The following is a 24,424-nucleotide window of genomic DNA, read 5'->3' on the forward strand; positions in this document are numbered from 1 at the left end:
GACGCCCGAGCAGGGTCTGGTCCACGTCCGGCGTCCGGGAGTGTCGGTGTCCCCCGCTACTGTCCGGTGCCATGGACGGAACATGGACGTCTGCCCAGGTCGAGGCGGTCGCACCGGACGCAAGGTCCCTCGCGGCGGGGCGGAAACTGGTGGCGGGGACGAACTGGTCGAACGACGGGCGCGGCGGCGGGTCGGCTCTGCTGTGGGGCGAGTGCGCGGGGTCGGGCAAGGCGCCCTATCAGGTCTGCATCGACCTGGATGAGCCCGCGTACAAGTGCTCCTGCCCGAGCCGCAAGTTCCCGTGCAAGCACGCGCTCGCGTTGTTGCTGCGCTGGAGCGAGGGGGCCGTCGCCGAGCAGGCCCAGGCCGCGCCGTTCGCGGACGAGTGGCACAAGGCGCGCGCGGGGCGCGCCGCGAAGAAGGCAGCGCGCGAGATCGCGCCGCAGACCGAAGCGCAGAAGGCAGCCGCCCGGCGCCGGGCCGAAGAGCGCGCCGGGCGCGTCGCCCAAGGCGTGGCAGACCTGGCCCGCTGGCTCGACGATCAGGCCGCGGCGGGCATCGCGGCACTCGGCCGGTCTGGTTACCGCGTCTTCGACGACGTCGCGGCTCGACTCGTGGACGCCCAGGTTCCGGGGCTGGCCGCGGCAGTCCGGCGGTGCGGCTCGGTCGCGGCATCCGGCAGCGGCTGGGAGGAGCGGCTGCTCGCCGAGTTCGGGCTGCTGCGCCTGCTCGTCTCCGCGGCCGGAAAGCTCGACGAGCTCCCCGGCCCGCTCGCGGACACCGTGCGCTCCCGTCTCGGCCTGGCGCCGTCGTCCGACGACGTGCTGGCGGGCACACCCGTCCGTGACACGTGGGAGGTGGTCGGTCTCCGGGACACGACCGAGGAAAAGCTCACCGCCCGTGCCGTGTGGCTGCGCGGCCGGGACACCGGCCGCCCGGCGCTCGTGCTCTCGTTCGCGGCAGGAGGCGCCGCGCTACCGGTGGATCTGGTGCCCGGCACGGCCGTCGAGGCCGACCTCTTCTTCTATCCGGGCGCGCTGCCCTTGCGGGCACTCGTGGGAGAGAAGCACTCTCCGGTGATGCCGCTGGCCGGGCCTCCGTCGTCGGTGATGTCGCTCCCGGACGCGTTCGACGAGCTGGCGGGAGCGCTGGGCGCCGATCCGTGGCTGGACCGCTACCCGCTGGTGGTGCGCGGCACGCTGCGCGCCGGGTCGCCCTGGCGGCTGGAGGGCGCGGGCGTCGGAGTGCCGTTCGCGCGGCACGCCCGGCCGTGGGAACTGCTGGCGGCCGGCGGCGGCGAGGAGCGGCCGGTCGTGGTGGAGTGGACGCCGCACGGGCTGCTCCCGCTCGCCGTCCACGCGGCCGACGGCATGGTCACCGGGGCGGAGGCCCGGGCATGAGCGCGTGGAACCAGATCCTCTCCGCTGCCCTGGTGGGAACGGATCGGCGTCCGTGTGTCCTGCCCGGCGAGGCCGACCCCGTGCTCGGCGGCGTCCTCCCGGCCGGCCCGACCGATGCGGCGGGCCTGCTGCACGCCGCCGGTTCGGTCGCGCTGGCAGTACGGGCGTCGGCGGGTGTCCCCGGCACGACGCACCCGGACGGAGCCGACGTCGTCACCACGGCCTCCGGCGACGCGCCGTCCGCCGAGCGGGACGAGCGGGCCGCGGTGCCCCACGCCGCGTCACGGAGACTGGCCTCGGTCCTGTCCGGCCCGCAGTCGGACGACAACCAGCGCCTGGCCGTGGCGTGGCTGCGCCTGGCCGAGGAGACGGGCCGGCGGGTGCCTCACGACCAGCTACCCGCGCTGCTCGATCTCGGTGTCCGACGGCGCGACGCCCGCGAGCCGGTGCTCGCCCTCGGTGGCCCGCGGGCGCGGTGGCTGGCGGCACACGACCTGGACCGGTGGACGTGGGTCGCGCGTGCCTCCGGCGACGGACCCGGCACGCCGTCGTCGGACCTGGTCGACGTGTCCGACCGGTCGGTGTGGGACGACGGCGACGTGCACGCCAAGGTCGCCTACCTCACCGCGTTGCGGGCACAAGACCCGGCCGCGGGCCGTGACCTGCTGCTGGAGTCGTGGGGCGGGCTGCGTGCCACGGACCTCGCGATGCTCGCTCCCGTGGTGCGGGACACGCTGGAACCTGCGGACGAGGAATGGCTGGAGCGCGCGCTGGACGCCGGTGTCCGGGCCCGTGCGGCGGCGGCCGGACTGCTGCTCGGACTGCCCGGCAGCGGGCTCGTGCGGCGGATGCGGGACCGGGTCCGCTCGTGGGTGTCGGACGTCGACGGCGTCCTGCAGGTCACGCTGCCGCAAGACCTGGATGCGGCCCTGAGGCGGGACGGGATCGAGCTCAAGCCGCCCGTCTCCACCAAGCAGGGGCGACGGGCCTGGTGGTTCGAGCAGGTCGTGGCAGCCGCCCCGCTCGACGCCTGGACCGGTCTCACCCACGACCCGGTGGAGCTGCTGGACCGCGAGATCGTCCCGGATCTCGGAGCGGAGCTGTGTCGTGGACTCGCGCGCGCGGCCGCCCGAAACGGGGACTTCGTGCTGGCCGCCAGGCTCGGCACCGACCCACGCGCCGGCAACGGCTTCCTCCTGGAGCTCGCCAGGACGCTCGACGCGGAGGCCGCCGCGATCGTGGCCGTGACGCTGCTGCGATCTGAGCACGACGACATGGCCCGCATCGACCTGGTCCTCGACGCGGTGGCCGCACCCTGGCCCCACGACGTGTCGGACGCCGTCCTCGACTACCTGACCCCGCCGTACGGCAAGGGCAAGCGGTGGGTGAACAACGTCGCCGCTGCCGCTCGCACCGGCCTGCCCCTGTCCCGGCTGGACCGGGTGCGGGAGATCGCGGCCGCCGACTCGTCGCACCGCTACGCGGGCGAACTCGCCGAACACCTGGAGACCCTCGCGGCGATGCGCGCCGAACTGCACGCCACGACGGCGACACCGGCATCGACGTCCTGAAACCCATACGTAAGAACGACGAACACCACCCCCCCCAAGGAGCACCAGTGACCCTGACCGACACCGCACCCGCCGTGATGCGGCCGCACGCCGAGGACGTCTACGCCCACGAGCTGGCGCTCCTCGCGGAACAGGACGACAGGCCGCGCCCGCCCGGCTGGCGCCTGTCCCCGCAGGCGGTGGTGACCTACCTGCTGGGCGACGGGGACAGGATCACGCCGAAGTACATCGGCGCGCGGCGGCTCATGGAGGTCGCGGTCGCGACCCTGGCGACCGACCGCTCACTGCTGCTCATCGGCGTTCCCGGCACGGCGAAGACGTGGGTGTCGGAGCACCTCGCGGCGGCCGTCAGCGGCGATTCGACCCTCCTCGTCCAGGGCACCGCCGGCACGCCCGAGGAGGCGGTCCGGTACGGCTGGAACTACGCCAAACTGCTGGCCGAGGGGCCGTCGCCGGCCGCCGTCGTGCCGAGCCCGATGATGCGCGCGATGGAGACCGGCGCCGTCGCCCGCGTCGAGGAGCTGACCCGCATCCCGTCGGACGTGCAGGACACGCTCATCACCATCCTGTCCGAGAAGACCCTGCCGATCCCCGAACTCGGCACCGAGGTGCAGGCAGCCAAGGGCTTCACGGTCATCGCTACGGCGAACGACCGCGACCGCGGTGTCAACGAGCTGTCCAGCGCACTGCGCCGCCGCTTCAACACCGTGGTGCTGCCCGTCCCCGGCAGCGTGGACGAGGAGGTCGAGATCGTCTCGCGCCGCGTCGCGTCGCTCGGCCGCGCGCTGGAGATCCCCGCCGTCGAGGACACCGCGACCGAGATCCGCCGTGTGGTCACCGTGTTCCGCGAGCTGCGCGACGGCGTGACCACGGACGGCCGGACCAAGGTGAAGACCCCGTCGGGCACGATGTCCGTCGCGGAGGCGATCTCCGTGGTCACGGCCGGCATGACGCTCGCGGCGCACTTCGGCGACGGCGTGCTGCGCCCGGCCGACGTCGCGGCGGGCATCCGGGGCGCCGTCGTCCGCGACCCGGCAGCGGACGGCCCGGTCTGGCGGGAGTACCTGGAGACGGTCGCGCGGGAGCGCGACGACTGGCACGACTTCTACACCGCGGCCCGGGAGCAGGGATGACGTCCACCGCGACGACACACTCCCCGGCAGCCGGGTCGCCGGCCGCCGGACGCTGCCGGGTCGAGGTGCTCGGCATCCGCCACCACGGCCCGGGTTCGGCCCGGTCCGTGGTCCGGGCGCTGGAGGCCGTGCGGCCCGACATCCTCCTCATCGAGGGACCGCCCGAGGCCGACGACGTCGCGGCGCTCGCGGGTGACCCCGGCCTCGTGCCGCCCGTCGCGCTGCTCGCACACGCCCCGACGCCGAAGCGCGGCCGGGCGGCGTCCGGCAACGAGGCCGACCGGCCCGGCACGACACCGGAACCGCAGCGCCCCCGAGCGGCGTTCTGGCCGTTCGCCGTCTTCTCCCCGGAATGGCAGGCCCTGCGGTGGGCCGCCGGGAACGGCGTCCCCGTGCGGTTCGTCGACCTGCCCGCCGCGGCACATCTCGCCCTGGACCTCGGGGACGACACGCCGCTGGACGGGGCGGAGGGCCGCGAGGACTCCGCCTCCGACGACGACCTGAGGGGCGACGACCCGCGCGATGACCCGCACGGCGATGACCCGCACGGCGATGACCCGCACCACGACCCGCGCGCCGATGACCCGGGCGACGACGGTCCGCGCGAAGACGTGCCGGGCGGCGACGTGCCGGGCGTCGACGGTCCGGGCGGCGACGGTCCGGCACCGCTGCACGAGGACCCGCTCGCCCGACTGGCGGCAGCGGCCGGGTACGGCGACGCGGAGCGCTGGTGGGAGGACCTGGTCGAGCACCGCACGGGTGACCTCGCGGTGTTCGAGGCCGTCGCCGAGGCCATGGCCGCGCTCCGCGAGGACGAGACGATCCGCCGCCGCGACGCCCTGCGGGAGGCGCACATGCGGATGCGCCTGCGTGCCGCGATCAAGGACGGCGCCGAACGCATCGTCGTCGTCTGTGGCGCCTGGCACGTGCCCGCCCTGACCGGCAAGCTCCCGCCCGCCGCCCAGGACACGGCACTGCTGCGCCCGTTCCTCAAGGAGCTCAAGGACGCGGGTCTCGCGAAGGCCACCGTCACCTGGGTGCCGTGGTCCCACGGCAGGCTCGCCACCCGCACGGGCTACGGCGCGGGCGTCACCTCGCCGGGCTGGTACCACCACATGTTCACGGCGGCCGACCGCCCCGTGGAACGGTGGCTCACCCATGCCGGAAACCTCCTGCGCGACGAGGGCCTCCCGGTCTCTTCCGCCCACCTCATCGAGGGCGTCCGCCTCGCGGACACGCTCGCCGCGTTGCGCGGCCGGCCCGCGACGGGCCTCGACGAGGCCACCGAAGCGATCCGTTCCGTCCTGGTCGACGGCGACGAGCTGCGCCTCGCGCTGGTCCGTGACCGCCTGGAGGTCGGCGAGCGCCTCGGCGAGGTCCCGCCGGAGGCCCCCGCCGGCCCGCTCGAACGCGATCTCGCCGCCCGCACCAAGACCCTGCGCCTGCCGCGTCAGGCGCTGGCCAAGCAGCTGGATCTCGACCTGCGCAAGCCCACCGACCTGGAGCGCAGCCGCCTGCTGCACCAGCTCACGCTGCTCGGTGTCGCGTGGGGACGGCAGGTCGGCACGTCCGGCAAGGGCACCTTCAAGGAGGGATGGGAGGTGAGGTGGGACCCGGGGCTCGCGGTCGACCTCGTCGCGGCCGGCGTGCACGGCACCACGGTCGCGGACGCGGCGTCGGGCAAGGTGCTGCACGACGCCGCCCGCACCGGCCTGCCGGGCATCGCCCGCCTGGTGGAGGGCGCGCTGCTGGCGGATCTGTCCGCCGCCCTGCCACCCCTGCTGGACACGTTGCGCGACCAGGCCGCGCTAGGGCACGACACCGACGCCCTGCTCGACGCGATCCCGGCCCTGGCCCGCACCCTGCGGTACGGCGATGTGCGCGGGACGTCCCCGGGGTCGCTCGGCATCGTGCTGACCGGCCTGGTCACCCGGGCCCGCACCGCGCTGCCCGCCGCCGTCGTCGCCCTCGACGACGACGCCGCAGCGGCGCTGGTCCCGCGACTGCGCGAGGTCTCGGCGGCGGTGTCGCTGCTCGGCCGGAACGATGCGGTAGACGCCCCGCGCAACGGCGCGGCGCCGTCGTCGGGCGGAGCGGCGGCCCCGTTGTCGGGCGACGACACGGCCGAGGGCCTGCGCGACGAGTGGCTCGCCGGGCTTGCCCGGCTCGCCGACCGCGACGACCTGCACGGCCTCGTCGCCGGCTGGATCGCCCGTACGCTCCGCGACGAGCAGGCGGCGACGCCCGAGCAGACGCAGTCCCGCCTGTCGCGGTTCCTCAGCCCGGGCACGCCCACCCGCACGGCGGCCGCGTTCGTCGAGGGGTTCGTCGGATCGTCCGGCCTGGTCCTCGTGCACGACGCCGCACTGCTCGCCCTCGTCGACCGCTGGCTCTCGGGCCTGTCCGACGACGCGTTCGTGCAGGTGCTGCCCCTGCTGCGGCGCTCGTTCGCGAGGTTCGACGCGCCCGAGCGGCGTGCCGTCGGAGAGCGGATCGCCGGGCGCGACGGTCTCGGCGAGCGCTCCGCCATGCCACTGCACCCCGAGCGGGTCGCCCGGGTGCGACCCGTCCTCGCCACGATCCTGGAGAAGAAATGACGAACGGACCGGACTCACCCGGCGGCAACGACATCGGTGCGGCAACCGAGCGGCTGCGCCGCTGGCGTCTCGTGCTCGGCGGCGGGCAGGGGGACGGCACCGGCTGCCGGCTGTCGGGCCGGGACGCCGCGATGGACGGCGCGCTCGCCGCCCTCTACCAGGCGGGCGAGGACGGCGCGCAGGGTGCGGGCGGCGAGGTGGGGGAGCGTTCCGCCGGGCTGGGCTCCTCGGCCCCGAAGGTCGCCCGCTGGCTGGACGACGTGCGGGAGTACTTCCCGTCGACGGTTGTCCAGGTCATGCAGGCCGACGCGATCGAGCGCCTCGACCTGCACCGGCTCCTGCTCGAACCCGAGATGCTGGAGGCGGTCCAGCCGGACGTGCACCTCGTGGGCACCTTGCTGTCTCTGAAGAACGCGCTGCCCGAGAAGGCGCGCGCCACCGCCCGTACCGTCGTCGCGAAGGTGGTCGCGGAGCTCGAGGCGAAGCTCGCGCAACACACCAGGTCCGCGGTGAAGGGCGCGATCGACCGGTCGGCAAGGATCTCCCGGCCCCGGCACCACGAGATCGACTGGAACCGCACCATCCGCGCCAACCTCAAGCACTACCAGGAGGAATACCGCACCGTCATCCCGGAGCGGCTCATCGGCTACGGCCGCGCGCAGCGAGGTGTGCAGCGGGACGTGGTGCTGTGCATCGACCAGTCGGGCTCGATGGCCGCGTCGGTCGTGTACGCGGGGGTGTTCGGCGCGGTGCTCGCCTCGATGCGCGCACTGCGGACCTCGCTCGTCGTGTTCGACACCAGCGTCGTTGACCTCACCGACCAGCTCGACGACCCCGTCGAGGTCCTGTTCGGCACGCAGCTCGGCGGCGGTACCGACATCAACCGGGCCCTCGCCTACAGCGAGGGCCTGGTCACCCGCCCGGCGGACTCGATCGTGGTGCTCATCAGCGACTTGTACGAGGGCGGCGTCCGCGAGGAGATGCTGCGGCGCGTGGCCCGCATGACCGCCGCCGGCGTGCAGGTCGTCGTGCTGCTCGCGCTGAGCGACGAGGGCGCGCCGTCGTACGACCGGACGAACGCGGCGGCGCTCGCCGAACTCGGCGTTCCCGCCTTCGCCTGCACACCGGACATGTTCCCGGACGTCATGGCGGCGGCGATCGAACGCCGCAGCCTGGCACCCTTCGTCCCGGCCCCGGACGACGCGCCCGTGTGATGCCGAGCTCAGTGTCCTGGGAACGACGGTGGCCGCTTGGCCAGGAACGCAGCGGTGCCTTCGCGCATATCGCCGGTCATGAACGTCTTCCGGAAGGCCGCTTTCTCGATGGCGAGCGCGTCGGTAGTGGCTCGACCGACCGAGTCGCCGATGGCTGACTTGCACAACGCGACCGCGACCGGTGAGCGGGTGGCGATCTCGGCGAGTGTCGCGGCGGCGGAGTCGAGCATTTCTTCCCGGGTGTCGAATACCCGGTTGACCAGCCCGATCCGCCGCGCTTCGATGGCATCGATCTTCCGCCCTGTGTAGATCAGCTCCTTGGCCCAGCCGGGGCCGACCAGGTGGTGCAACCGCGCGCAGCCTCCGAATCCCGGGATCAGGCCGAGCGACACCTCGGGCTGGCCGAACACCGCTGAACTGGTGGCGTAGATGAAGTCAGAGGCCATGGCCAGTTCGCAGCCCCCGCCGAGCGCATAGCCGGACACACAGGCGATCACCGGGACGGGCAACTCTTCGAACAGTCGGGTGACCCTCTGGCCGAGCGCGCCGAATGCCTCGCCCTCGTCCGGGGTCATCACGGACATCTCGCGGATGTCGGCTCCCGCGACGAACGCGCGCTCACCGGCTCCGGTCAGGATGACGCCGCGGAGGTCGCTGCCGTTCAGTGGGAGCGGATCTTCCAGCAAGGCGCGCAACTCGGTGAGCACCTCCTTGTTCAGCGCGTTCAGCGCGTTCGGCCGGTTCACGGTGATGGTGAGGACGCCGCGGTCGTTCGACAGCAGCAAGGTCTTGTCGGTCATGGTGGTTGCCTTTCAGGAGTCCCATATGGCGCCATAGGCCGGAATGCCGCGCATCTCCAGCTGCTCGACCACCTTCCAGGTAGTTTTCTTGTTGGAGATGCAGATCACCGCTTCCGCGTCGAACTCGCGGTACGTCTGGTAGGCGAGCGCGACCAGGTCGGGCTTCCCGGAAGCCGTGGTGTCCCAGATGACCGGATCAGGTTGCACGGCGAGGATTTCTTCGACCAGGTCGTCCCCGTAGGTGGCGCGCGGGTCGCGAGTGGACCAGACAAGGCGAGCTGGTGTCTCACGCGAGAGCAGGTGCGGCAGGCATGGACCGATACCGCTGCCGGTGGCCACCCACACGACGCGGCGGAACAGCCGGTCGATGTTCCCGACGCCGGCTGTCGGGATGCCCTTGACCCACAGGTGCGATGGGCGGTCGTCGATCAGCGCCCCGGTCCAGTCGCCCGCCCGCGAGATGGTGAGCCGGAATCCGGGCGTACCGGGAGACGGCACGTTGGCGAAGGAGTGCCATTCGCGCAAAGGGCTACGGCTGACCGTGGTGGACGAGCCGGCGAACGGCGTCACGCCGTAGTCGAAGCGCACGAGCACGACATGCGAGGACGGAGAGGTGATCCGTACCGGCACGCGGCGCAGCCGAAGCCAGGGTAGGGCGATGCTGATCGACACGACGAGCAGTACCAGGAACGACGCCAGCCCGGCCTCGGAGAAGAGGAAGGAGTGCAGCCAGAACAGGGCGAGCAGGCTCCAGCCACCGAAGCGGTGCATCAGCTCGAAACGGTTGTGGTGGCGCGCCCGGAGCGTCGGCAGGGCGAACGCGATCATGGCGAGCAGCAGTGCGGCGATCAGGTACGTCACCACAAGTACTGCCGTGCCCACCGGCCGCACTGTCGCGGTGGCCGCGAAGACCAGGAACCACCCGGTCGCGGACACCATCCCGCCGACGTGGATGCCACCGAACACGTGGTAGACCTTGCCGAGCAGGGCGCGCACCCGCAGTGGCCAGTTCACCGGCGCACTGGTCGCGGACAGGAATATCGCGTTGATCACGTACTGCTGCCGGATCAGCGTGGCGAGCGCGACGTTCGCCAGCACCATGTTTGAGATCGTGCCCAGGTCGCCCAGCCAGCCGCCGCCGGCAAGGACCACGATGTTGACCGCGACCACGCCGGCGGCGAGCCGGTTGTGGTGCATCAACCGCCTGTGTCGCCACACGCGGCGCCACCTCCCGCGAACCGGTGGCAGCGGGCGGGCCAGTTCGGTGTCGGCCGGTGTCATACCATTGCCTCCTCGGCGGTCAGTCCGGCGACCAGGGTCCGCTTGTCGACCTTGCCGCGGTGCGTGGTCGGCAGCTCGGCGACAGCGTGGACGGTGACCGGCACGCAGTAGTAGGGCAGGCGGCCTGCGACCACATAGCCGGCCGCGACCACGTCCACTCCCGCCGGGGTGACGAAGCCGACCAGTTCGCCGTCATGCAGCACGGTCGTCGCCCGCTCGCATCCGGGCGTGTGTTCCAGTGCAGAGGTGACCGCGTCCAGTTCTACCCGGAAGCCACGAACCTTCACCTGCTCGTCAGTACGTCCGTGGTGCTCGAGCTGGCCATCGGACGTCCAGCGGCCGAGGTCGCGGGTGCGGAACATGCGGTTCTCGCCGCCAAGGAACGGGTCGGGAAGGTAGCGTTGCGCGGTCAGCTCCGCATTGCCCAGGTAGCCCTGGCTGACGCAGGCCCCGCCCGCCCACAGCTCGCCGACCTCGCCGATCGGGCACGGCCGAAGGTGCTCATCAAGCACATAGACGGTGGTGTTGGGCAGCGGCGAACCGATAGTGGGCTCCTCGCCGCGCCGGTGCGGCGAGGCGATCGTGTTCACGATGGTGACCTCGGTGGGTCCGCACGCGTTGTGGAACCGGGTGAACGACGACCAGACGTCCGCGAGCGGGCGCGGGCAGCGCTCCCCGGCCACCGCCACCACGGCGACGTTGCGGCACAGGGCCGGATCCAGGCTCGCCAGCACACTCGGTGTCGCGATCACCACGTCCACCGAACGCACTGCCTGCATGATCGAGTTGCCCCTGATCACCAGTTCCGCGCCACGGCAGAGCGCCACGAAGATCTCCCACGCCGCCATGTCGAAGGCGATATTGAGCAGCTGCGACACCTTCATGCCCGGCCGGACGCCGAGCGCTCCCGGCCCGTGTGTGACCACATTGCACAGATTCGCGTGCGTGACAGCGACTCCGTTCGGTGTGCCCGTGGTGCCCGAGGTGAAGATCACCACCGCCGGGTGCTCCGGCGTGCACGCGACCGCAGGCGGCTCCGCCCGCTCCCCGGAGAGCTTGTCCACCGCGAGCACCATCCGACCGGGCAGCGCGGGGAGGGCAGCGAGGGACTCGGACAGGGTCAGCACGACACCGATGTCAGCGGTCGCAACGATATGCGCCAGGTGTGCACTCGACGTGATCCGCGCATCCTGCGGCACGTAGGCGGCCCCCGCCTTCAACACCCCGAGGATGCCGACGACCATCGGGATCGAGCGCTTCACGAACAGGCCGACGCGGTCACCCGGGCCGACACCGAGCCGCACGAGCGTTTCGGCGAGCAGGTTCGCCCGTCGGTCGAGCTCGCGGTAGGTCAGCGACTCGCCGGCGTGCGTCACCGCGACTGCCTCCGGCCGAAGCCTTGCCGTGGCTTCGAACGCCCGGTGCAACAGGAGGAACGGCGGTCGTGCCGACGGCCCCGTCCCGAAGCGTTGGAACAGCTCTTGGTCGGCTGAAGCCAGGCCAATCAGTGTGGACCGGTCGATGCGATGGGGCATTTGCGGTTACTCCGTTCGGTACGCGCTCGCGAACGAGAGCGACCTCGAAGCCCTCATCGGCAAGCCCAGGCAGAGATTTCACGCACAGGAGCCTCGGACGTACTCCCTCTGACATGGGAAGCTCAGTGGTCAGTAAAACCGAGGTCGCATTGGCAACGTCACCATATGGGGGTCGGTCTCGGGTCCGGCACGCACGTAATCGATTCAGTACTCTGCATGGAGTTTCCCCGCGAAATGGTCAAGCGCGCGTCTAAGGTCTGTGTATCGGCCTGGCACGGGCCTACCGGGCGGGACTGCTGATCGCCAGCCCGTCGGGCGACGCCTACCGAGCCCACCGTGGACATCGATGCGCGAGCCTGATGGTCGGCTACGGCTGGTGGTCGCCGCGCCGGCGGGAGCTCGCCGGTCCACGTGGCGAGGTGGCCTCGCACTCAGCGCCTCGTCTCGTACCTGTTCAGGACCACCCCGCCGGGAAACGTCCGCGTCTCCACCAGGTTCAGGTTCACCCGGGCGTCCAGCGCGGTGAAGAACGGTGTGCCGCCGCCCACCAGGACCGGATGGGTGACGACCGTGTACTCGTCGATCAGCCCGGCCCTCATGGCCGTCCCGGCGAGCGTCGCGCCACCGACGTTCATCGGCCCACCGTCCTCGCCCTTGAGCCGGGTGATCTCCGCGACCGGGTCACCGGCGACCAGGCGAGCGTTCCAGCCGACCGTGTCGATCGTCGACGAGAACACCACCTTCGGCGTGTCCCGCCAGTTCCGCGCGAACTCGTTCCGTGCCGGGGTGGCGCCCGGCTGCTGCTCGCCGGTCGGCCAGTAGGAACTCATGGTCTCCCACAGCTTGCGCCCGTACAGCAGCAGCCCGGTCGCCCGATCCTGTTCCAGCCACCACTGGAACAGCTCGTCGCTCGGCTCGCTCCAGCCGATGTCGCCGCCGGGCGCGGCGATGTAGCCGTCCAGGGTCATGTTCATGCCGTAGAGCAGTTTCCGCATGGCTCCGTACCTTCCGTCCGTCGGTCTCCGGGGTGGAGACCCGCACGGCGCGGGAAACTCATCGGTGCGCTCCGGTCTCACGGGTAGCGCTCCCGGTTTCACCGGGATCTCCCTGGGCTGATGCGGTGTCGGACGGCGGAGCGGGGTGTCGGCGCAGCGGTGTCCAGGTGAACGGGTGCTTGCGGCCGTTGAGCATCCGGCCGATCCACGTGGATCGCACCAGCAGGTGGTAGCTGAGGATCAGCAGCACCCCGGAGACCGCCCAGGTGAGCAGCAGCTTGACGGCGATCGGCCACCCGAGGTCCGCCAGCGGGATCTCCAGCGCCACCAGGAGGGGCAGGTGGGCGATGTACATCCAGTACGAGGCGTCGGCCAGGTAACGCACCGCCGGGCGCTCGTCGGACAGGAACCGCATCGCCAGCCCGAGCAGCGCGTAGATCAGGCACCACGCGGCGACGGCGAACACCGCGGCGGCCAGGAGTGCCGGCGGGTTCAGGGCCGGGTCGGTCAGCAGGAACCCGCCCGCCGCCGTGACGACCCCGACCGTGAGGTAGGGCCACCGCCGTCGCCCGACTTGCGCGAGCGCGTCCGGGCGGGCGTGGAACGCCCAGCCGACGGCGAACGCCCCCGTGTAGGCGATCAGCCCCACCGGTTCGGGGACGAACGACGTCGGGTTGGCGATGCCGGCGTCGAGGACGACCCCGGAGGCGTCGTCGCTCGTCGCCGCGATCTGCAGCACCATGGTCACCGCGAACGGGACGGCCGCCAGCAGGACCCCGGCGGGCCCGGCGAGTGCCGCACCGGCCCGCTCCGCGACGGCCGTGGCACGGTCCGGCCCCAGGAACCGGCGGGCCATCGCCCGCACGGCGAGGACGATCAGGTAGATCTCCAGCAGGACCCAGAGGAACCACAGGTGTGCGGGATCGTCGAGAACCTGGAGCAGGCCACCGGATCCTCCGCCGTCCCCCGGCGGCTCCGCGGGCGTCACGCCCACCACGACACCGATCAGCACCAGCGCGATCAGCGAGCCGAGCGCGGCCGGCCAGAACACGACGAGGGGCAGGGCGACCCGGCGCAGCCGGTCGGCCGCGAACGAGCGGGTGCCGCGCCGGTGCAGTGACATCCGGGCGAAGTAGCCAGCCAGCATCATGAACAGCGGCATACGGAACAGGTGGATCACGTAGGCGGTCACGCTCGCGGCGTGGCTCTGCTGGGAATCGACGACCAGCCACGGCATCCCGGGCATGAACGGCAGGATCGAGTGCAGGACGATGCCGAGCAGCAGGGCGCCCGCGCGCAGCGCGTCGAGTCCGTGCAGCCGGGTACCAGTGAGGGACTCCCGCGGGATTCTGGTCGGTGTCGTTGACATGCTTCGACATTACGGACACGGGTCGCGTACCGGATCCGCCGATCGGCTCGATCGGGTCAGCCGATCGGTCGATACGAACTGCGGGAGCCTGCTCAGCCGTAGCTGACGAGGACCGCACCGATCGCTACGGTGTTCCACAGCGAGTGGGCCACGATGGGTGCCGTCAGCCGGCGGGTTGCCAGGAACAGTCCGGTGTAGACGAGGCCGGCCACGGTGATGGACAGCGCGTTCAGCGCGTTGGCCGGCAGGTGCAGCAGCCCGAACAGCACCACCGAGACGACCGCCGCCACCCACAACGCCACCCGGGGCCGGGCGGAGCGCTGCGGGATCGATCCGAGCAGGAATCCGCGGAAGTACAGTTCCTCGGCGATGCCGCCACCGACGATCCCCAGCACGAGGGCGGCAGCCAGGGCGGCCGGTCCACCGGAAGCCATCCGCAGGATCTCCTGCACCTCCGGGTTGGCCGCTCCGCCGGTCGCCGGCAGCAGTACCCCGAACTCCAGCACCAGGCGCGGGGGAACGGTGGCCACCGCGAGCAGCGTGTCCCGCTTCCAGCGCTCCGACGTCAGGCCGAGACTGCGCCGCGTCAGCCCGTGGCGGCGCAACCACCAGGCGATGAGGGCGCCGGCCGACACCAGTTCGACCCCGGCGACCGCGAGCAGCACCGTCGGCAGACCGTCGGGTGCGAAGACGCCCGCGGCGAGCGGCGGAACGACGAGGCAGATCAGCGCGCCGACGAAGAACAGTCCGGCGGTACGGGCGGGTCCGGCAGTACGGGTGGGTCCGGCGGAGCGGCCGGCTACGGGAATGGTCACGGCTGGTTCAGCCTCTCGGTCGGCGACGTGGGTCGTTCGATGAACCGTGACTGGAGGCCCAGCGGCGGCATATCGATTTTCGGTATACTAGACGAAGTTCATATCGAAAGTCGATAGGGAGGATTGTCGTGCAGCATGACATCGAACAGGGGCATCGTCTCCGCGCCGCTCCGGCGGGCCAATGGGTCTTCGAGGCGGCCACGGCGGCCGCCGTGGCGCTCGGCGTCCTGCTGGCCGCCGGATCGGCGCTCGGTGCGCTGGTCGCCGACAACCTGGTCCTGCCGGTCACCGTGGATCCCACGGCCGACCTCGGATCGCAGGCCGCGGCCGGCCGCTTCGAGATCGAGCCCCAGGGCGCCGCCGTCCTGATGGTGACCGAGCCGACCGCCGGCGACCGGCTCTGGATCTTCGGCCCGGCGTTGCTCCTCGCCGTCGTCGTCGCCGCTGCCGGAGGATTGCTGTGGCGGGTGGTGCGGTCGCTGCGCACCGCAGACCCGTTCCGCCCGCGCAACGCCCGCCGCGTCGGCGCGGCGGCCGCCGCGCTCCTGCTCGGCGGATCGCTGGCAGCCGGACTCCAGGCCGCCGGTCAGCTCATACTCGTCAGGGCCGCCCGGCACGCCTGGCAGATGGACCAGGCGCTCGGCCTGCAGGCCGTCATCGACCCCCCGGCGGCCATCCTGCTGCTCGGCCTCGGTCTCGTCGCGGCGGCCGAGTTCCTGCGCCGGGGTGCGGCGATGCGCGCTGACCTCGACGGACTGGTGTGATGGCTCCGGCCGGCGACGAGCAGCCCTCCGACCACCGGGTGGTCTGCCACCTCGACCAACTGCTCGCCGAGCGCCAGATGACTCTCACCGAACTCGCCAGACGCGTCGGGGTCACCGTGGTCAACCTGTCGGTGCTGAAGAACGACCGGGCCAGAGCCGTCCGGTTCTCCACCCTGACCGCAATCTGCGACGTCCTCGAATGCCAGCCGGGTGACGTGTTCAGCGTGCGCCCCACCGATTCGCCCGGACCGCCCGATCCTTCACGCGACGCGGCCGGCTAGGACGCGTTCCCGGCGCCACATCGGCCGGGCTTCGCCGGGATCCCGGCGAAACCCGGCCGATGTCCCGTCCGGTTGTGCGACAGTGTCTCAGGACAGGTAGGCGCCGCCGTTGACCGAGATGACCTGCCCGGTGATCCACGACGCGTCGTCCGAGCAGAGGAAGTGCACGGTCCCGGCAATGTCCTCGGGCCGGCCCGCTCGTCCCACGAGCGTCTCGCCGACCAGGGCGTCGTGCCGGCCGGACCGGCCGGCCTCGCCGAAGAACTCGGTGTCCTGGACGTACCCGGGCGCGACGACGTTCGCCGTGATCTGGTCGGGACCACCCTTGCGTGCGATGCCCATCGACCATCCGTGCAGGCCGGCCTTCGCCGCCGAGTAGGCGCCGCCTCCGCCGCGCTGGGCGGCGATCGAGCTGATCGAGACGATCCGGGCGCCGGGGCGACGCAGGCTCGGCCAGAGCGCCTCCGTCAGCGCCATCGCGGAGACGAGGTTCGCGTCGAGCGTCCTCCGGTACTGCTCCACCGCGTCGGCGAGCTCGCCGCCGCCGGACTGCTTGACGAGCCCTCCGGCACAGTTCACCAGGACGTCGACCGGATCCTCGGCGAAGGTCCCCGCCAGGCGCGCGACGTCGTCGGACCGGGTGAGGTCGGCGACGAACGGCGTGATCTTCTCGGGTGCGGCGCTCGCGGCCTTCTCCAGGACCTCCTTGCGCCGGCCGACGATCAGCACCTCGTCGCCGTCGGCCGCGAACCTCGTGGCCGTCGCGAGCCCCATGCCCGTGCCGCCGCCGGTGACCACAACTCTGCGCATCATTCTCCCTCGTGTCGATGTCGTTGCTCCCCGGGAGGGCCGCCGATCCACGCGGCGCGCCCTCCCGCAGGTTCAGCCACGGCGATCACGGATCGCCGTGGCCAGCGTACGGAGCAGGTCCTCCGTGGTTTCCCAGTCCATGCACGCGTCGGTGACGGATTTACCATAGGTGAGCGTCTCCAGTCCTCCCGGCATCTGCGCGCCCGCGACCAGGAAGGACTCCATCATCAGCCCGGTGATACCCGGCTCGCCGTCGGCGAGGCGGGCGGCGATCTCCCGCACGACGCCGGCCTGCCGGACGTGATCCTTGCGCGAGTTCCCGTGGCTCGCGTCCACCACCACGCCCGCCCTCGTGCTCCGGCCCGCACCGGGGGCACGGACCACGGACAGCGCCGCGGCGACGTCCTGCTCGCCGTAGTTCGGGCCGGAACGTCCGCCGCGCAGGATCACCTGGCAGTCCGGGTTGCCGGTGGTCTGCACGAGGACCGTCCGGCCGGTGTCGTCGGCACCGAAGAACGTGTGCCGGCTCGCCGCCGTGACACACCCGTCGACGGCGACCTGCACGTCGCCGTCCGTCGCGTTCTTGAACCCGACGGGCATCGGCAGCCCGGAGACGAGCTGACGGTGCACCTGCGACTCCGCGTTCCGGGCGCCGATCGCTCCCCAGGTCACCGCATCCGCGAGGTACTGGGGGCTGGTGGGCTCCAGGAACTCGCACGCTGCCGGCACCCCGGCGTCCAGGACGCCGAGCAGCACCTCGCGTGCCAGGCGCAGACCGTGGGGCACGTCGTGGGAACCGTCCAGGTGCGGGTCGTTGATCAAACCCTTCCAGCCGAGGGTCGTGCGCGGCTTCTCGAAGTAGACGCGCATGACGACCACGAGCTCGTCGGCCAGTTCCTCGGCCACCGCCGCCAGGCGTCGGGCGTACTCCAGGGCCGCGGCCGGGTCGTGCACGCTGCACGGCCCGACCACGACCAGCAGCCGGTCGTCCTCGCCCCGGAGCACGTCACGCACCGCGCGTCGCGAGTTCGCGACCAGGGTGCGGCGGTGAGGTCCGAGGGGGAGCGCGGTCAGGATGTCGCGCGGCGTGGGGAGGGGGCCGAGCGTCTGGGCGCGCCGCCCGGACTCCGGGTCGCCGTCCGCCCCGGTGCCCTCGCTCGTGGTGGTCGGGACGTCGTGGACCGGTTCGGTGGTCAGCAGAACGCTACTCATGGGTGGCCCCAGTTCCTCGGGTCGTTCGCGGGTGAGCGGTCGGGTTCGTCGGTGCGCCGGGGGCGTCGGTCTCCTGCGGATCGATGCGTTCCCAGGGCTCCGGGGGGAGGTCGACGGCTTGCCGGAAGAAGGGGTTCGCCTCCCGTTCCCGGCCGACGGTCGTGTCCTGCTTGTGCGCGGTCAGCAGGACGGTCTCGTCGGGGCGGGTGAGGATCCGGTCCCTGATCGACCGGAGAGTCGTGAGCCGGTCCCCGCCCGGCATGAGCGTGGTGCCGATCGTGCCGGCGTAGACCACGTCACCGACGAGGCAGGGCTGGTGCTCGTCCGTCTCCTCCAGCGTGAACAGCACCGATCCGGGCGTGTGCCCGGGGGCGTGGTCCACGCGGATCGGGACACCGGCGAGATCGAGCCGGTCGCCGTCCCGCAGGTGCCTGACCGTGTGCGGCAGGGTCCACTCCCAGCCCGGCCCGACGGCGGCCTCGAACTGCGGGGCGAACGAGCCCAGGCCGGAGAAGGGGTCGGCCAGGAACGGCAGGTCGGCGTCGTGGATGTAGGCGGGAACGCCGTAGGTGTCGCAGACGCGCGGGGCGTCGTGGGTGTGGTCCAGATGTCCGTGGGTGAGCAGCACCGCCGTCGGGTTCAGGCCGTTGTCCCGGACGATCCGGTCGATCCCCGCCGCCGCCCGGATCCCGGGGTCCACGATCACGCAGTCGTTCTGGTGCGCACCGCTGACGACGTACGCCTTGGTCCCGAACGCCTCGGCGAGCGCGGTCTCAACGAGCACGGGCCGCGTCCTCGTCGTCGGTCACGACGATCCGCACCGCGTCGGTGACCCGGCGCTCGAGCTCGTCGAGCTCCGCGACCGAGCCGGCGTCGATGAAGAACGTCACGGCGCGGTCGTCGGAGGACCTCAGGGGCCCGAGCCGGCTGCCCTTCTCCTGGAGCACCAGCACACCACGCAGTGCCGGCGGGTCCTCCGCCGCTCCGGGACGCAGGACGGGCCAGGCGTCCGACCCCCGGACCCACGCGGGCTCGGTCCCGGGCCAGTCGACCACGACGTCCTCCAGCACACCGGCGGGGTGCTCGAGGTAGACCTGGCGCGCGAACCGCGTCGCCTCCGGGTAGGCGGCGGTCTCACCGAGCGCCACGCGGACGATCTCGGACTCGAGCTGCGCACCGAACGCGAGTCCGTAGAGCAGGGTGATGCCGTCACCCGGAGTGCGTGAGGCGATCTCCATCAGGTACGGCTCTCCGGATGCGGTGACCCGCCACTCGGAGTGCGTGATGCCGTTCTGCTGTCCCAGGGCCCTGAGGACCTCCGCGTCCGCCTCGCGGAGGGTGGCGGCCACGTCGCGGCCGCCGATCTCGGCCTCCGGCGCCGGGACCGTGTGGGCGAGCTCGACGAATCCTCGCCCCGAGGCCTCCGTGGTGCGTTTCGCGGTCACCGACGACAGGACGGGCCTGCCGTTCTGGACCAGCGACTCGACCGAGTACTCGGGGCCCTGGACCTGCTGCTCGACGAGCACCGTCTCGTGCGCCGGGTAGGAGCTGAGCGCCGACGCGAGCTCCTCCTGGTCCCGGCAGCTCAGTACGCCGGAACTGGCGTGCCGGCCCGCCGGCTTCGCCACGACCGGGTAGGGGAGCGTGGCGAGGTCGGCCCGGTCGCGTTCCTCGGGAGGAAGCGTGAGCGACCAGGGGCTGTGTTCGGCGAGGTAGTAGCGCTGCAGGTACTTGCTGCGGCACACCCGGCTCGCCCGCAGGCCGGGTGAGGGCAGCGCGAGCTGGTCCCCGATCAGGCCCGCGGGCTCGACCAGGGTCTCCTCCATCGCGTACGTCCCCACGATCGTGAAGCGTTCCCGCCACTCGGCCGCGAGGGCGAGCGCGGAGGCGTTGAACGACGACTCGCGATCGAGGCTCCCGGCGACGTACCGCACCTCCGTGATCTGCTCGAACACCGGTTCGCCGGTTTGCAGCGCGGCGGTGACCTGGTCCCGGGTGCCCGACGGCGTCATCACGAGCACCGCGAGGCCGCGTTCCGCGAGAGCGGTGACGAACCGGGGGTTCCGGCACACCACGCGGAACGCCCCGGCGAGCACGAAGGCCCGCGGCTTCTGCGGCACGTCCCGGGTGGCCGGCGTCGCGTTCCGGTCAGTCGTCGTCATCGTCGTCCTCCAAGGGGTTGCGCATGGTGGTCAGGGGTGAGAGCGCGAGCCAGGTCGCCGACGCGAGGAAACCGACCACGACGACGGCGAGGGCCGTGCGGAGGCCGAGCGCGGTACCGAGGGCGCCGCCGAGGAGTGCGCCGAGCGGCATGCTTCCCCAGGTGACCGTGCGCATGCCCGCCACCGCACGGCCCAGGAGCTCCCGGGGGACCAGCATCTGCTGAAGCGTCGCGACGTTCGTGTTGCCGATGGTCATGAAGCAGCCGGAGATCCCGAAGAGGGAGGTGAGCATGGCCACGGCCAGCCAGTCGGGCCCGCCCGCGAGCGGGAGCAGAACCTGGACGAGGGAACCGGTGCCGAAGCCGATGACGATCGTCCGCCCCAGGCCCGTGCGCTCCGCGAGCGGGCGCGCGATCATCGAGCCGGCGAGTGCTCCGACGGCGCCGGCGCCGAGCACCAGCCCGAGGATCGTGCTGCTCAGGTCGAGCGTGTTCAGGACGAACAGGGGCAGCAGCGTGTTACGTGCCACGAAGAAGGCGTTGTTCACGCCGGAGCGGATCGTCAGGAACCGGAGGTACTTGTTGCCTATGATGAAGGACAGGGACTCGCGGATCTCCGCGACCATGTCGCGCCCACCCTCGCGGGGGGCGGGCGCGGTCTCGGGACGTCGCGAGCTCAGGAGTGCCAGCACGGACAGCAGGCTGGAGGCCGCTCCGGCGAACAGCGTCTGCGCCGCCGAGGTGAGCTCGGCCAGCACGCCCGCGACGGCGGGGCCGCCGGACTTCGAGAAGACGATCGTGGCCTGGAGCTTGCCGTTCCCGTCGAGCAGCTGGTCCTTGCCGATGATGGACGGCAGGTACGCGGATCCCGCGATGTCGAAGAAGACGGCGCACGTGCCCATGACGAAGCCGACCAGGCAGATCGTGACCATGTCGACGAGGCCCACCATCCCGAGCACGGCGAGGGCGACGAGGACGCCGAACCTCACGAGGTCCGCGGTGACGAGGACGGGCCGCTTCCTGCTGCGGTCGATCCAGGCTCCCGCCGGCATGGAGAACAGGAGGTAGGGCGCGAAGAGGGCCGCGTTGATGATGCCGAGCTCGAACGCGGAGGCGTCGAAGGCCGCGATGGCGACCAGCGGCAGGGCGAGGCCCGCGATCTGGACGCCGAGGCGTGAGACCGTCTGCCCCGTCCAGTAGGCGAGGAATCCTCTGTCGCGCCAGAGCGACTGCCTGCTCCCTCCTCGTGCCGCTCGGGGGGTCCGTGTCGGGGCGTTCATGCGGGTAGCTCCATGGTGTGGGGTGGTGACGGTGCCGTCAGGGAGTGGTGGCGGACGGCGGCCGCGACGCCGCGGATCTCACCGGACAGGGGGCGGTCGACCGTCAGCGGTGCGATCGAGGCGCACAGCTCGTGCCACATCTCGTCCGGGGCGGGCGCGCCGAGGTGGTGGCCCAGCTGGACCACCGCGTGGCAGAGGGAGCCGACGACGAGCCAGGCGCGGTCGAGCATCGTGGAGACCGCGTTCGCACTGTTGAGCGCGAGCGGTGTGTGGTCCTGGTTCCCGAGGTTGCTCGGGACCGTGGTGCAGGACGCCGGGTAGGCGTGCTGCCGGATCGCCGCGAGGAGCGAGGTGGCCGCCATCTGCACCCCGGCCAGGCCGCTGTTCTCGCCCGGCCGCCAGGCCAGCATGGGCGGCAGACCACCGGTGAACGCGGGGTCGAGCACCTGGGCGAGCTGGCGTTCTGCGAGGTAGGCCACCTGGTGGACGCACGACGCGTACTGCTCGCTCACCATCGCCACGGGGGCGGCGTGGAAGTTGCCGCCGTGCACGACGTCGTCGTCGTGCACGATCGGGTTGTCGGTGCACCCCGTCGCCTCGGTGACCAGGACACTCTCCTGGAGCCGGAGCTGGTCGAGCACGGTGCCGACGACCTGCGGCGCGCACCTGACGGAGTACGGCTCCTGGAGCGGCCGGGACGCGGACCGCATGAGGTCACCGGCTTCGATCTCGTGCCGGATGGTCCGGGCGGCGTGCTGGTGCCCGCTGTGCCCGCGGGCCTGGGCCACGGCGTCGCTGAACGGTTCCGGGCTCATGCCCAGGAGCAGCGCGATCCGCGCGGTGGTGCGCAGGACGGCCGTGCTCAGGGCGGTGAGCTCGAGATGGTTGACCATGGTGCGGGCCAGCCCGGCCGCGGTGCCGTTGACGAACGAGAGCGCGGTGCGTGCCTCCCACTCGACCGGTGACAGTCGGAGGTCACGGAGCACCTCGCCCGATGCGCGCGTGGTCCAGGTCTCGCCGTCGTGCGTCCAGGCCGTGCCGTGGCCGGCCGCCGCCTGCGCGGCGTGTGCCAGGGGCAGGAGGTCGCCGCTGGCACTCAGGCTGCCGTCCTCGGGGACGGCGGGGACGAACCCGGCGTTCCACTGTTCCGCCAGCCGTTCCCAGGCCAGCGGGTCCGCCCCGGACAGTCCGAGCGCCATGCTGCGCAGCCGGAGCCAGACCATCAGCCGCGTCTCCCGGGGAGGCAGGAATTCCCCCTGTCCGGCGGTCAGGTGGTCGAGGAGGTGTCTGCCCTGGCGGGACGTGTCCGGGTCGGCCGCCCACTCGGCGAGCGGCCCGAAGCCCCGGGTGAGCCCGTACACGGGCCGGCGCCGTGCCGTCTCGGCGAGCGTGGCCCTGGCACCGGCCATGCGGGCGCGTGCCGCCTCGTCCAGCGCCAGGCCCCCCGGGGCGTCGGCCTCCGCGACCAGGGAGGCCACCGTGTCCCGTGGCATCAGACCACCCCGCAGGCCGTGGCCGGTACCGGACGCCGGATCTTGCCCACCGCGCTGCGGCGGAACGCCGTGACGCGCCGGACCTGGCGGGGGACCGGGACGCCGGGGGCCGAGCGGGTGATCCGGGCGTGCAGGTCGGCGACCGGGATCGGCTCGTCGCAGGCGTAGTAGAGCTCGTAGTGCTCGGCGCGGACGTCGTCCGCCGTCGAGACGCAGACGAACTCGGCGTGCGGGAAGCCGGTGGTGAGCACGGCCTCGACCTGCTCGAGCTGGAACCGCACGCCGTTGACCTTCGCGAGGCGGGAGGCACGACCGACGATCTCCAGGCCGTCGGAGCGCGGACGCACCACGTCGTCGGTGGTGAGCTCCTCGGGCCGGCCGGACATGTCCGCCCGGCGTGCGAGCCGGGGACTGCGGACCGTGAGCCGCTGTTCGCGGTCCCGCTCGCCGACGACCGTCACGTCGTCGAACGTCGTCCACGGAGCCGGTTCCCGCCGTGCGCCGGTCAGCCACCGGTAGGCCACGCCCCCGGTCTCGGTGGAGCCGAAGACCTCGGAGGCGGTGAAGTCGGAGCCGTCGAGCGCGGCGATCACCTCGTGCGTCGCCGGCACGACCGGTCCGGTGCCGTGGACGGCCACCACCGACATCCGGCGGAGCCGCGGGACCAGGGGGCGCAGCAGCAGCCAGGTCGAGGGCAGGCACACGAGCAGCGTGCGGCGGTCCGGGTCGAGGTCGGGCGGCGTCAGCGGGTCCTGCCAGCGGTGCCGGACCGGTACGCCGAGGTGGCGCGGCAGCGCCTCGCCCAGCAGCCGGCCGTACAGGTGGCGTTCGTGGGCGAAGCTCACCACCTCGTCGACGGTGCCGACCAGGGTCCGTGCCAGCAGCGCGGCCTCCTGCTCGAGCTGCTGCGCGGTCCGGTACCAGGTGACGGGTTCGCCGGACTGGCCGGAGGTGCGGAACCCGATCTCCTCGGTGGCTTCGGAGACGGCGCTCATCGACGCTCACGCAGCCTCTCGCGGTCCTCGAGCTCGTCGCGCACGAACGTCGCGATCCGTCCGATCGTGGCGAACGTGTGGCGCACGTCGTGGCTGACGAAGTCCACGTCGATCTCGAAGTGGGACTCGACGGCGCTGACGGCCTCGAGCGCCGCGAGGCTGTCGTAGCGGTCGCCGAGGGCCTCGGCCAGCAGCTCGTCCTGCCCGACGCGCTCCACGCCCTCGCCCAGCTGCTCCCGCAGGACGGTGCGGATCTCGTCCACCAGGGTGGTCGTCGCGTTCTCGGTCATCGTTCTTCTCCTTCGGCGGCTTGGTCGTGGTCTGCCGGAGCGCTCGCGCGGCGCAGGGGGCCCCGGGCGGCGATGTGCACGAGATCCGGGTCCGTGGGCCGGAACTCGATGTAGCACAGTGCGGTGCTCGTCGTGACCTGCAGCACCTCGGTGATGCGTCGGGCGAGTCCCGAGCGGAACTCCTCGTCGCGGTCGGGGGAGACGCAGCAGGTCACCCAGGCGGCAGCGCGCGCGGCCGCCGGATCGCGCATCGCGGAGACCGGGAGGCCACCGCTGAACGCCAGGTCCAGGTCCGCGACCGCGAACCTCACCACGACGCGGTCGGAGCGGATGTCGCGGTCGGAGAGCCACCGCGTCAGCTGGACGGCGATCCGTCGGCGCTGAGCGGGCTCGAGGCTCTCCGTCTCGATCAGGATGGTGGGCATCTC

The 24,424-nt window shown here is 72.2% G+C and carries 22 protein-coding genes; 7 read left to right on the plus strand and 15 right to left on the minus strand.

What is annotated here, in order from left to right; translation table 11 throughout:
- The first annotated feature begins 71 nt into the window (after positions 1–71).
- Genes EDD34_RS06605 through EDD34_RS06625 form a run of 5 tightly spaced genes read left to right on the plus strand, consistent with a single transcriptional unit; the run spans position 72 to position 7,915 of the window.
- The gene (locus EDD34_RS06605) at positions 72–1,400 is read left to right on the plus strand and encodes an SWIM zinc finger family protein (protein ID WP_123813853.1); all 1,329 of its coding nucleotides are present in this window, start codon (positions 72–74) and stop codon (positions 1,398–1,400) included.
- On the plus strand, positions 1,397–2,971 hold the full coding sequence (locus tag EDD34_RS06610) for a DUF5691 domain-containing protein (RefSeq protein WP_123813854.1): 1,575 nt from the start codon (positions 1,397–1,399) through the stop codon (positions 2,969–2,971). Before EDD34_RS06605 ends, EDD34_RS06610 begins: the two co-directional genes overlap by 4 nt.
- Before the next feature lie 47 nt (positions 2,972–3,018).
- Entirely contained in the window at positions 3,019–4,104 is a 1,086-nt protein-coding gene (locus tag EDD34_RS06615) for an ATP-binding protein (protein WP_246012222.1), read from the plus strand.
- Positions 4,101–6,701 carry a DUF5682 family protein gene (locus tag EDD34_RS06620; RefSeq protein ID WP_211341510.1) on the plus strand — a complete coding sequence of 867 codons (2,601 nt, stop codon included), beginning with the start codon at positions 4,101–4,103 and terminating at the stop codon, positions 6,699–6,701. Before EDD34_RS06615 ends, EDD34_RS06620 begins: the two co-directional genes overlap by 4 nt.
- Positions 6,698–7,915, plus strand: a complete 1,218-nt coding sequence (locus tag EDD34_RS06625) for a VWA domain-containing protein (protein WP_123813855.1) — start codon at positions 6,698–6,700, stop codon at positions 7,913–7,915. Before EDD34_RS06620 ends, EDD34_RS06625 begins: the two co-directional genes overlap by 4 nt.
- Positions 7,916–7,923: 8 nt before the next feature.
- Here the strand turns inward: EDD34_RS06625 and EDD34_RS06630 are convergent, their stop codons facing one another.
- From EDD34_RS06630 to EDD34_RS06655, 6 genes are all read right to left on the minus strand, one after another.
- Positions 7,924–8,715 (minus strand): enoyl-CoA hydratase-related protein, encoded by a 792-nt coding sequence (locus EDD34_RS06630; RefSeq protein ID WP_123813856.1) that lies wholly within the window; start codon positions 8,713–8,715, stop codon positions 7,924–7,926.
- A gap of 12 nt (positions 8,716–8,727) precedes the next feature.
- Positions 8,728–9,912, minus strand: a complete 1,185-nt coding sequence (locus EDD34_RS06635; protein ID WP_211341511.1) for a ferredoxin reductase domain-containing protein — start codon at positions 9,910–9,912, stop codon at positions 8,728–8,730.
- A gap of 80 nt (positions 9,913–9,992) precedes the next feature.
- Positions 9,993–11,531: an amino acid adenylation domain-containing protein gene (locus tag EDD34_RS06640; protein WP_123813858.1), complete on the minus strand. Its 1,539-nt coding sequence runs from the start codon at positions 11,529–11,531 to the stop codon at positions 9,993–9,995.
- A gap of 431 nt (positions 11,532–11,962) precedes the next feature.
- Complete coding sequence (locus EDD34_RS06645; protein ID WP_123813859.1) at positions 11,963–12,526, minus strand: dihydrofolate reductase family protein; 564 nt, start codon at positions 12,524–12,526, stop codon at positions 11,963–11,965.
- Positions 12,527–12,584: 58 nt separating this feature from the next.
- Positions 12,585–13,895, minus strand: a complete 1,311-nt coding sequence (locus tag EDD34_RS06650; protein ID WP_123813860.1) for an acyltransferase family protein — start codon at positions 13,893–13,895, stop codon at positions 12,585–12,587.
- A 92-nt stretch (positions 13,896–13,987) separates the two neighbouring features.
- A complete protein-coding gene (locus EDD34_RS06655; protein ID WP_211341512.1) occupies positions 13,988–14,710 on the minus strand; it encodes a CPBP family intramembrane glutamic endopeptidase in 723 nt (240 codons plus the stop codon).
- A gap of 128 nt (positions 14,711–14,838) precedes the next feature.
- Between EDD34_RS06655 and EDD34_RS06660 the strand changes: the two genes are divergently transcribed.
- Together EDD34_RS06660 and EDD34_RS06665 are read left to right on the plus strand one after the other, a co-directional pair.
- Positions 14,839–15,474: a DUF2975 domain-containing protein gene (locus tag EDD34_RS06660; RefSeq protein ID WP_123813861.1), complete on the plus strand. Its 636-nt coding sequence runs from the start codon at positions 14,839–14,841 to the stop codon at positions 15,472–15,474.
- Positions 15,474–15,755: a helix-turn-helix domain-containing protein gene (locus EDD34_RS06665; RefSeq protein ID WP_123813862.1), complete on the plus strand. Its 282-nt coding sequence runs from the start codon at positions 15,474–15,476 to the stop codon at positions 15,753–15,755. Before EDD34_RS06660 ends, EDD34_RS06665 begins: the two co-directional genes overlap by 1 nt.
- Positions 15,756–15,842: 87 nt before the next feature.
- Here the strand turns inward: EDD34_RS06665 and EDD34_RS06670 are convergent, their stop codons facing one another.
- The 9 genes from EDD34_RS06670 to EDD34_RS06710 all read right to left on the minus strand — a co-directional run bounded on the left by EDD34_RS06670 (position 15,843) and on the right by EDD34_RS06710 (position 24,421).
- On the minus strand, positions 15,843–16,565 hold the full coding sequence (locus EDD34_RS06670; RefSeq protein WP_123813863.1) for an SDR family NAD(P)-dependent oxidoreductase: 723 nt from the start codon (positions 16,563–16,565) through the stop codon (positions 15,843–15,845).
- A 72-nt stretch (positions 16,566–16,637) separates the two neighbouring features.
- The gene (locus EDD34_RS06675) at positions 16,638–17,777 is read right to left on the minus strand and encodes a 3-deoxy-7-phosphoheptulonate synthase (RefSeq protein ID WP_123813864.1); all 1,140 of its coding nucleotides are present in this window, start codon (positions 17,775–17,777) and stop codon (positions 16,638–16,640) included.
- Positions 17,770–18,561, minus strand: a complete 792-nt coding sequence (locus tag EDD34_RS06680; RefSeq protein ID WP_123813865.1) for an MBL fold metallo-hydrolase — start codon at positions 18,559–18,561, stop codon at positions 17,770–17,772. The genes EDD34_RS06675 and EDD34_RS06680 overlap by 8 nt, the downstream gene beginning before the upstream one ends.
- A complete protein-coding gene (locus EDD34_RS06685; protein WP_123813866.1) occupies positions 18,551–19,939 on the minus strand; it encodes an ATP-grasp domain-containing protein in 1,389 nt (462 codons plus the stop codon). Before EDD34_RS06685 ends, EDD34_RS06680 begins: the two co-directional genes overlap by 11 nt.
- Complete coding sequence (locus tag EDD34_RS06690; RefSeq protein ID WP_123813867.1) at positions 19,926–21,218, minus strand: MFS transporter; 1,293 nt, start codon at positions 21,216–21,218, stop codon at positions 19,926–19,928. The genes EDD34_RS06685 and EDD34_RS06690 overlap by 14 nt, the downstream gene beginning before the upstream one ends.
- On the minus strand, positions 21,215–22,711 hold the full coding sequence (locus tag EDD34_RS06695) for an aromatic amino acid ammonia-lyase (RefSeq protein ID WP_123813868.1): 1,497 nt from the start codon (positions 22,709–22,711) through the stop codon (positions 21,215–21,217). Before EDD34_RS06695 ends, EDD34_RS06690 begins: the two co-directional genes overlap by 4 nt.
- Positions 22,711–23,706, minus strand: a complete 996-nt coding sequence (locus EDD34_RS06700) for a class I adenylate-forming enzyme family protein (RefSeq protein ID WP_123813869.1) — start codon at positions 23,704–23,706, stop codon at positions 22,711–22,713. The genes EDD34_RS06695 and EDD34_RS06700 overlap by 1 nt, the downstream gene beginning before the upstream one ends.
- Entirely contained in the window at positions 23,703–23,996 is a 294-nt protein-coding gene (locus tag EDD34_RS06705; protein ID WP_123813870.1) for an acyl carrier protein, read from the minus strand. The genes EDD34_RS06700 and EDD34_RS06705 overlap by 4 nt, the downstream gene beginning before the upstream one ends.
- Positions 23,993–24,421, minus strand: coding sequence for a hypothetical protein (locus EDD34_RS06710; RefSeq protein WP_123813871.1), 429 nt, complete (start codon positions 24,419–24,421; stop codon positions 23,993–23,995). Before EDD34_RS06710 ends, EDD34_RS06705 begins: the two co-directional genes overlap by 4 nt.
- Positions 24,422–24,424 lie beyond the last annotated feature (3 nt).

Source organism: Myceligenerans xiligouense (assembly GCF_003814695.1).
In the GTDB taxonomy this organism is placed as follows: Bacteria; Actinomycetota; Actinomycetes; order Actinomycetales; family Cellulomonadaceae; genus Myceligenerans; species Myceligenerans xiligouense.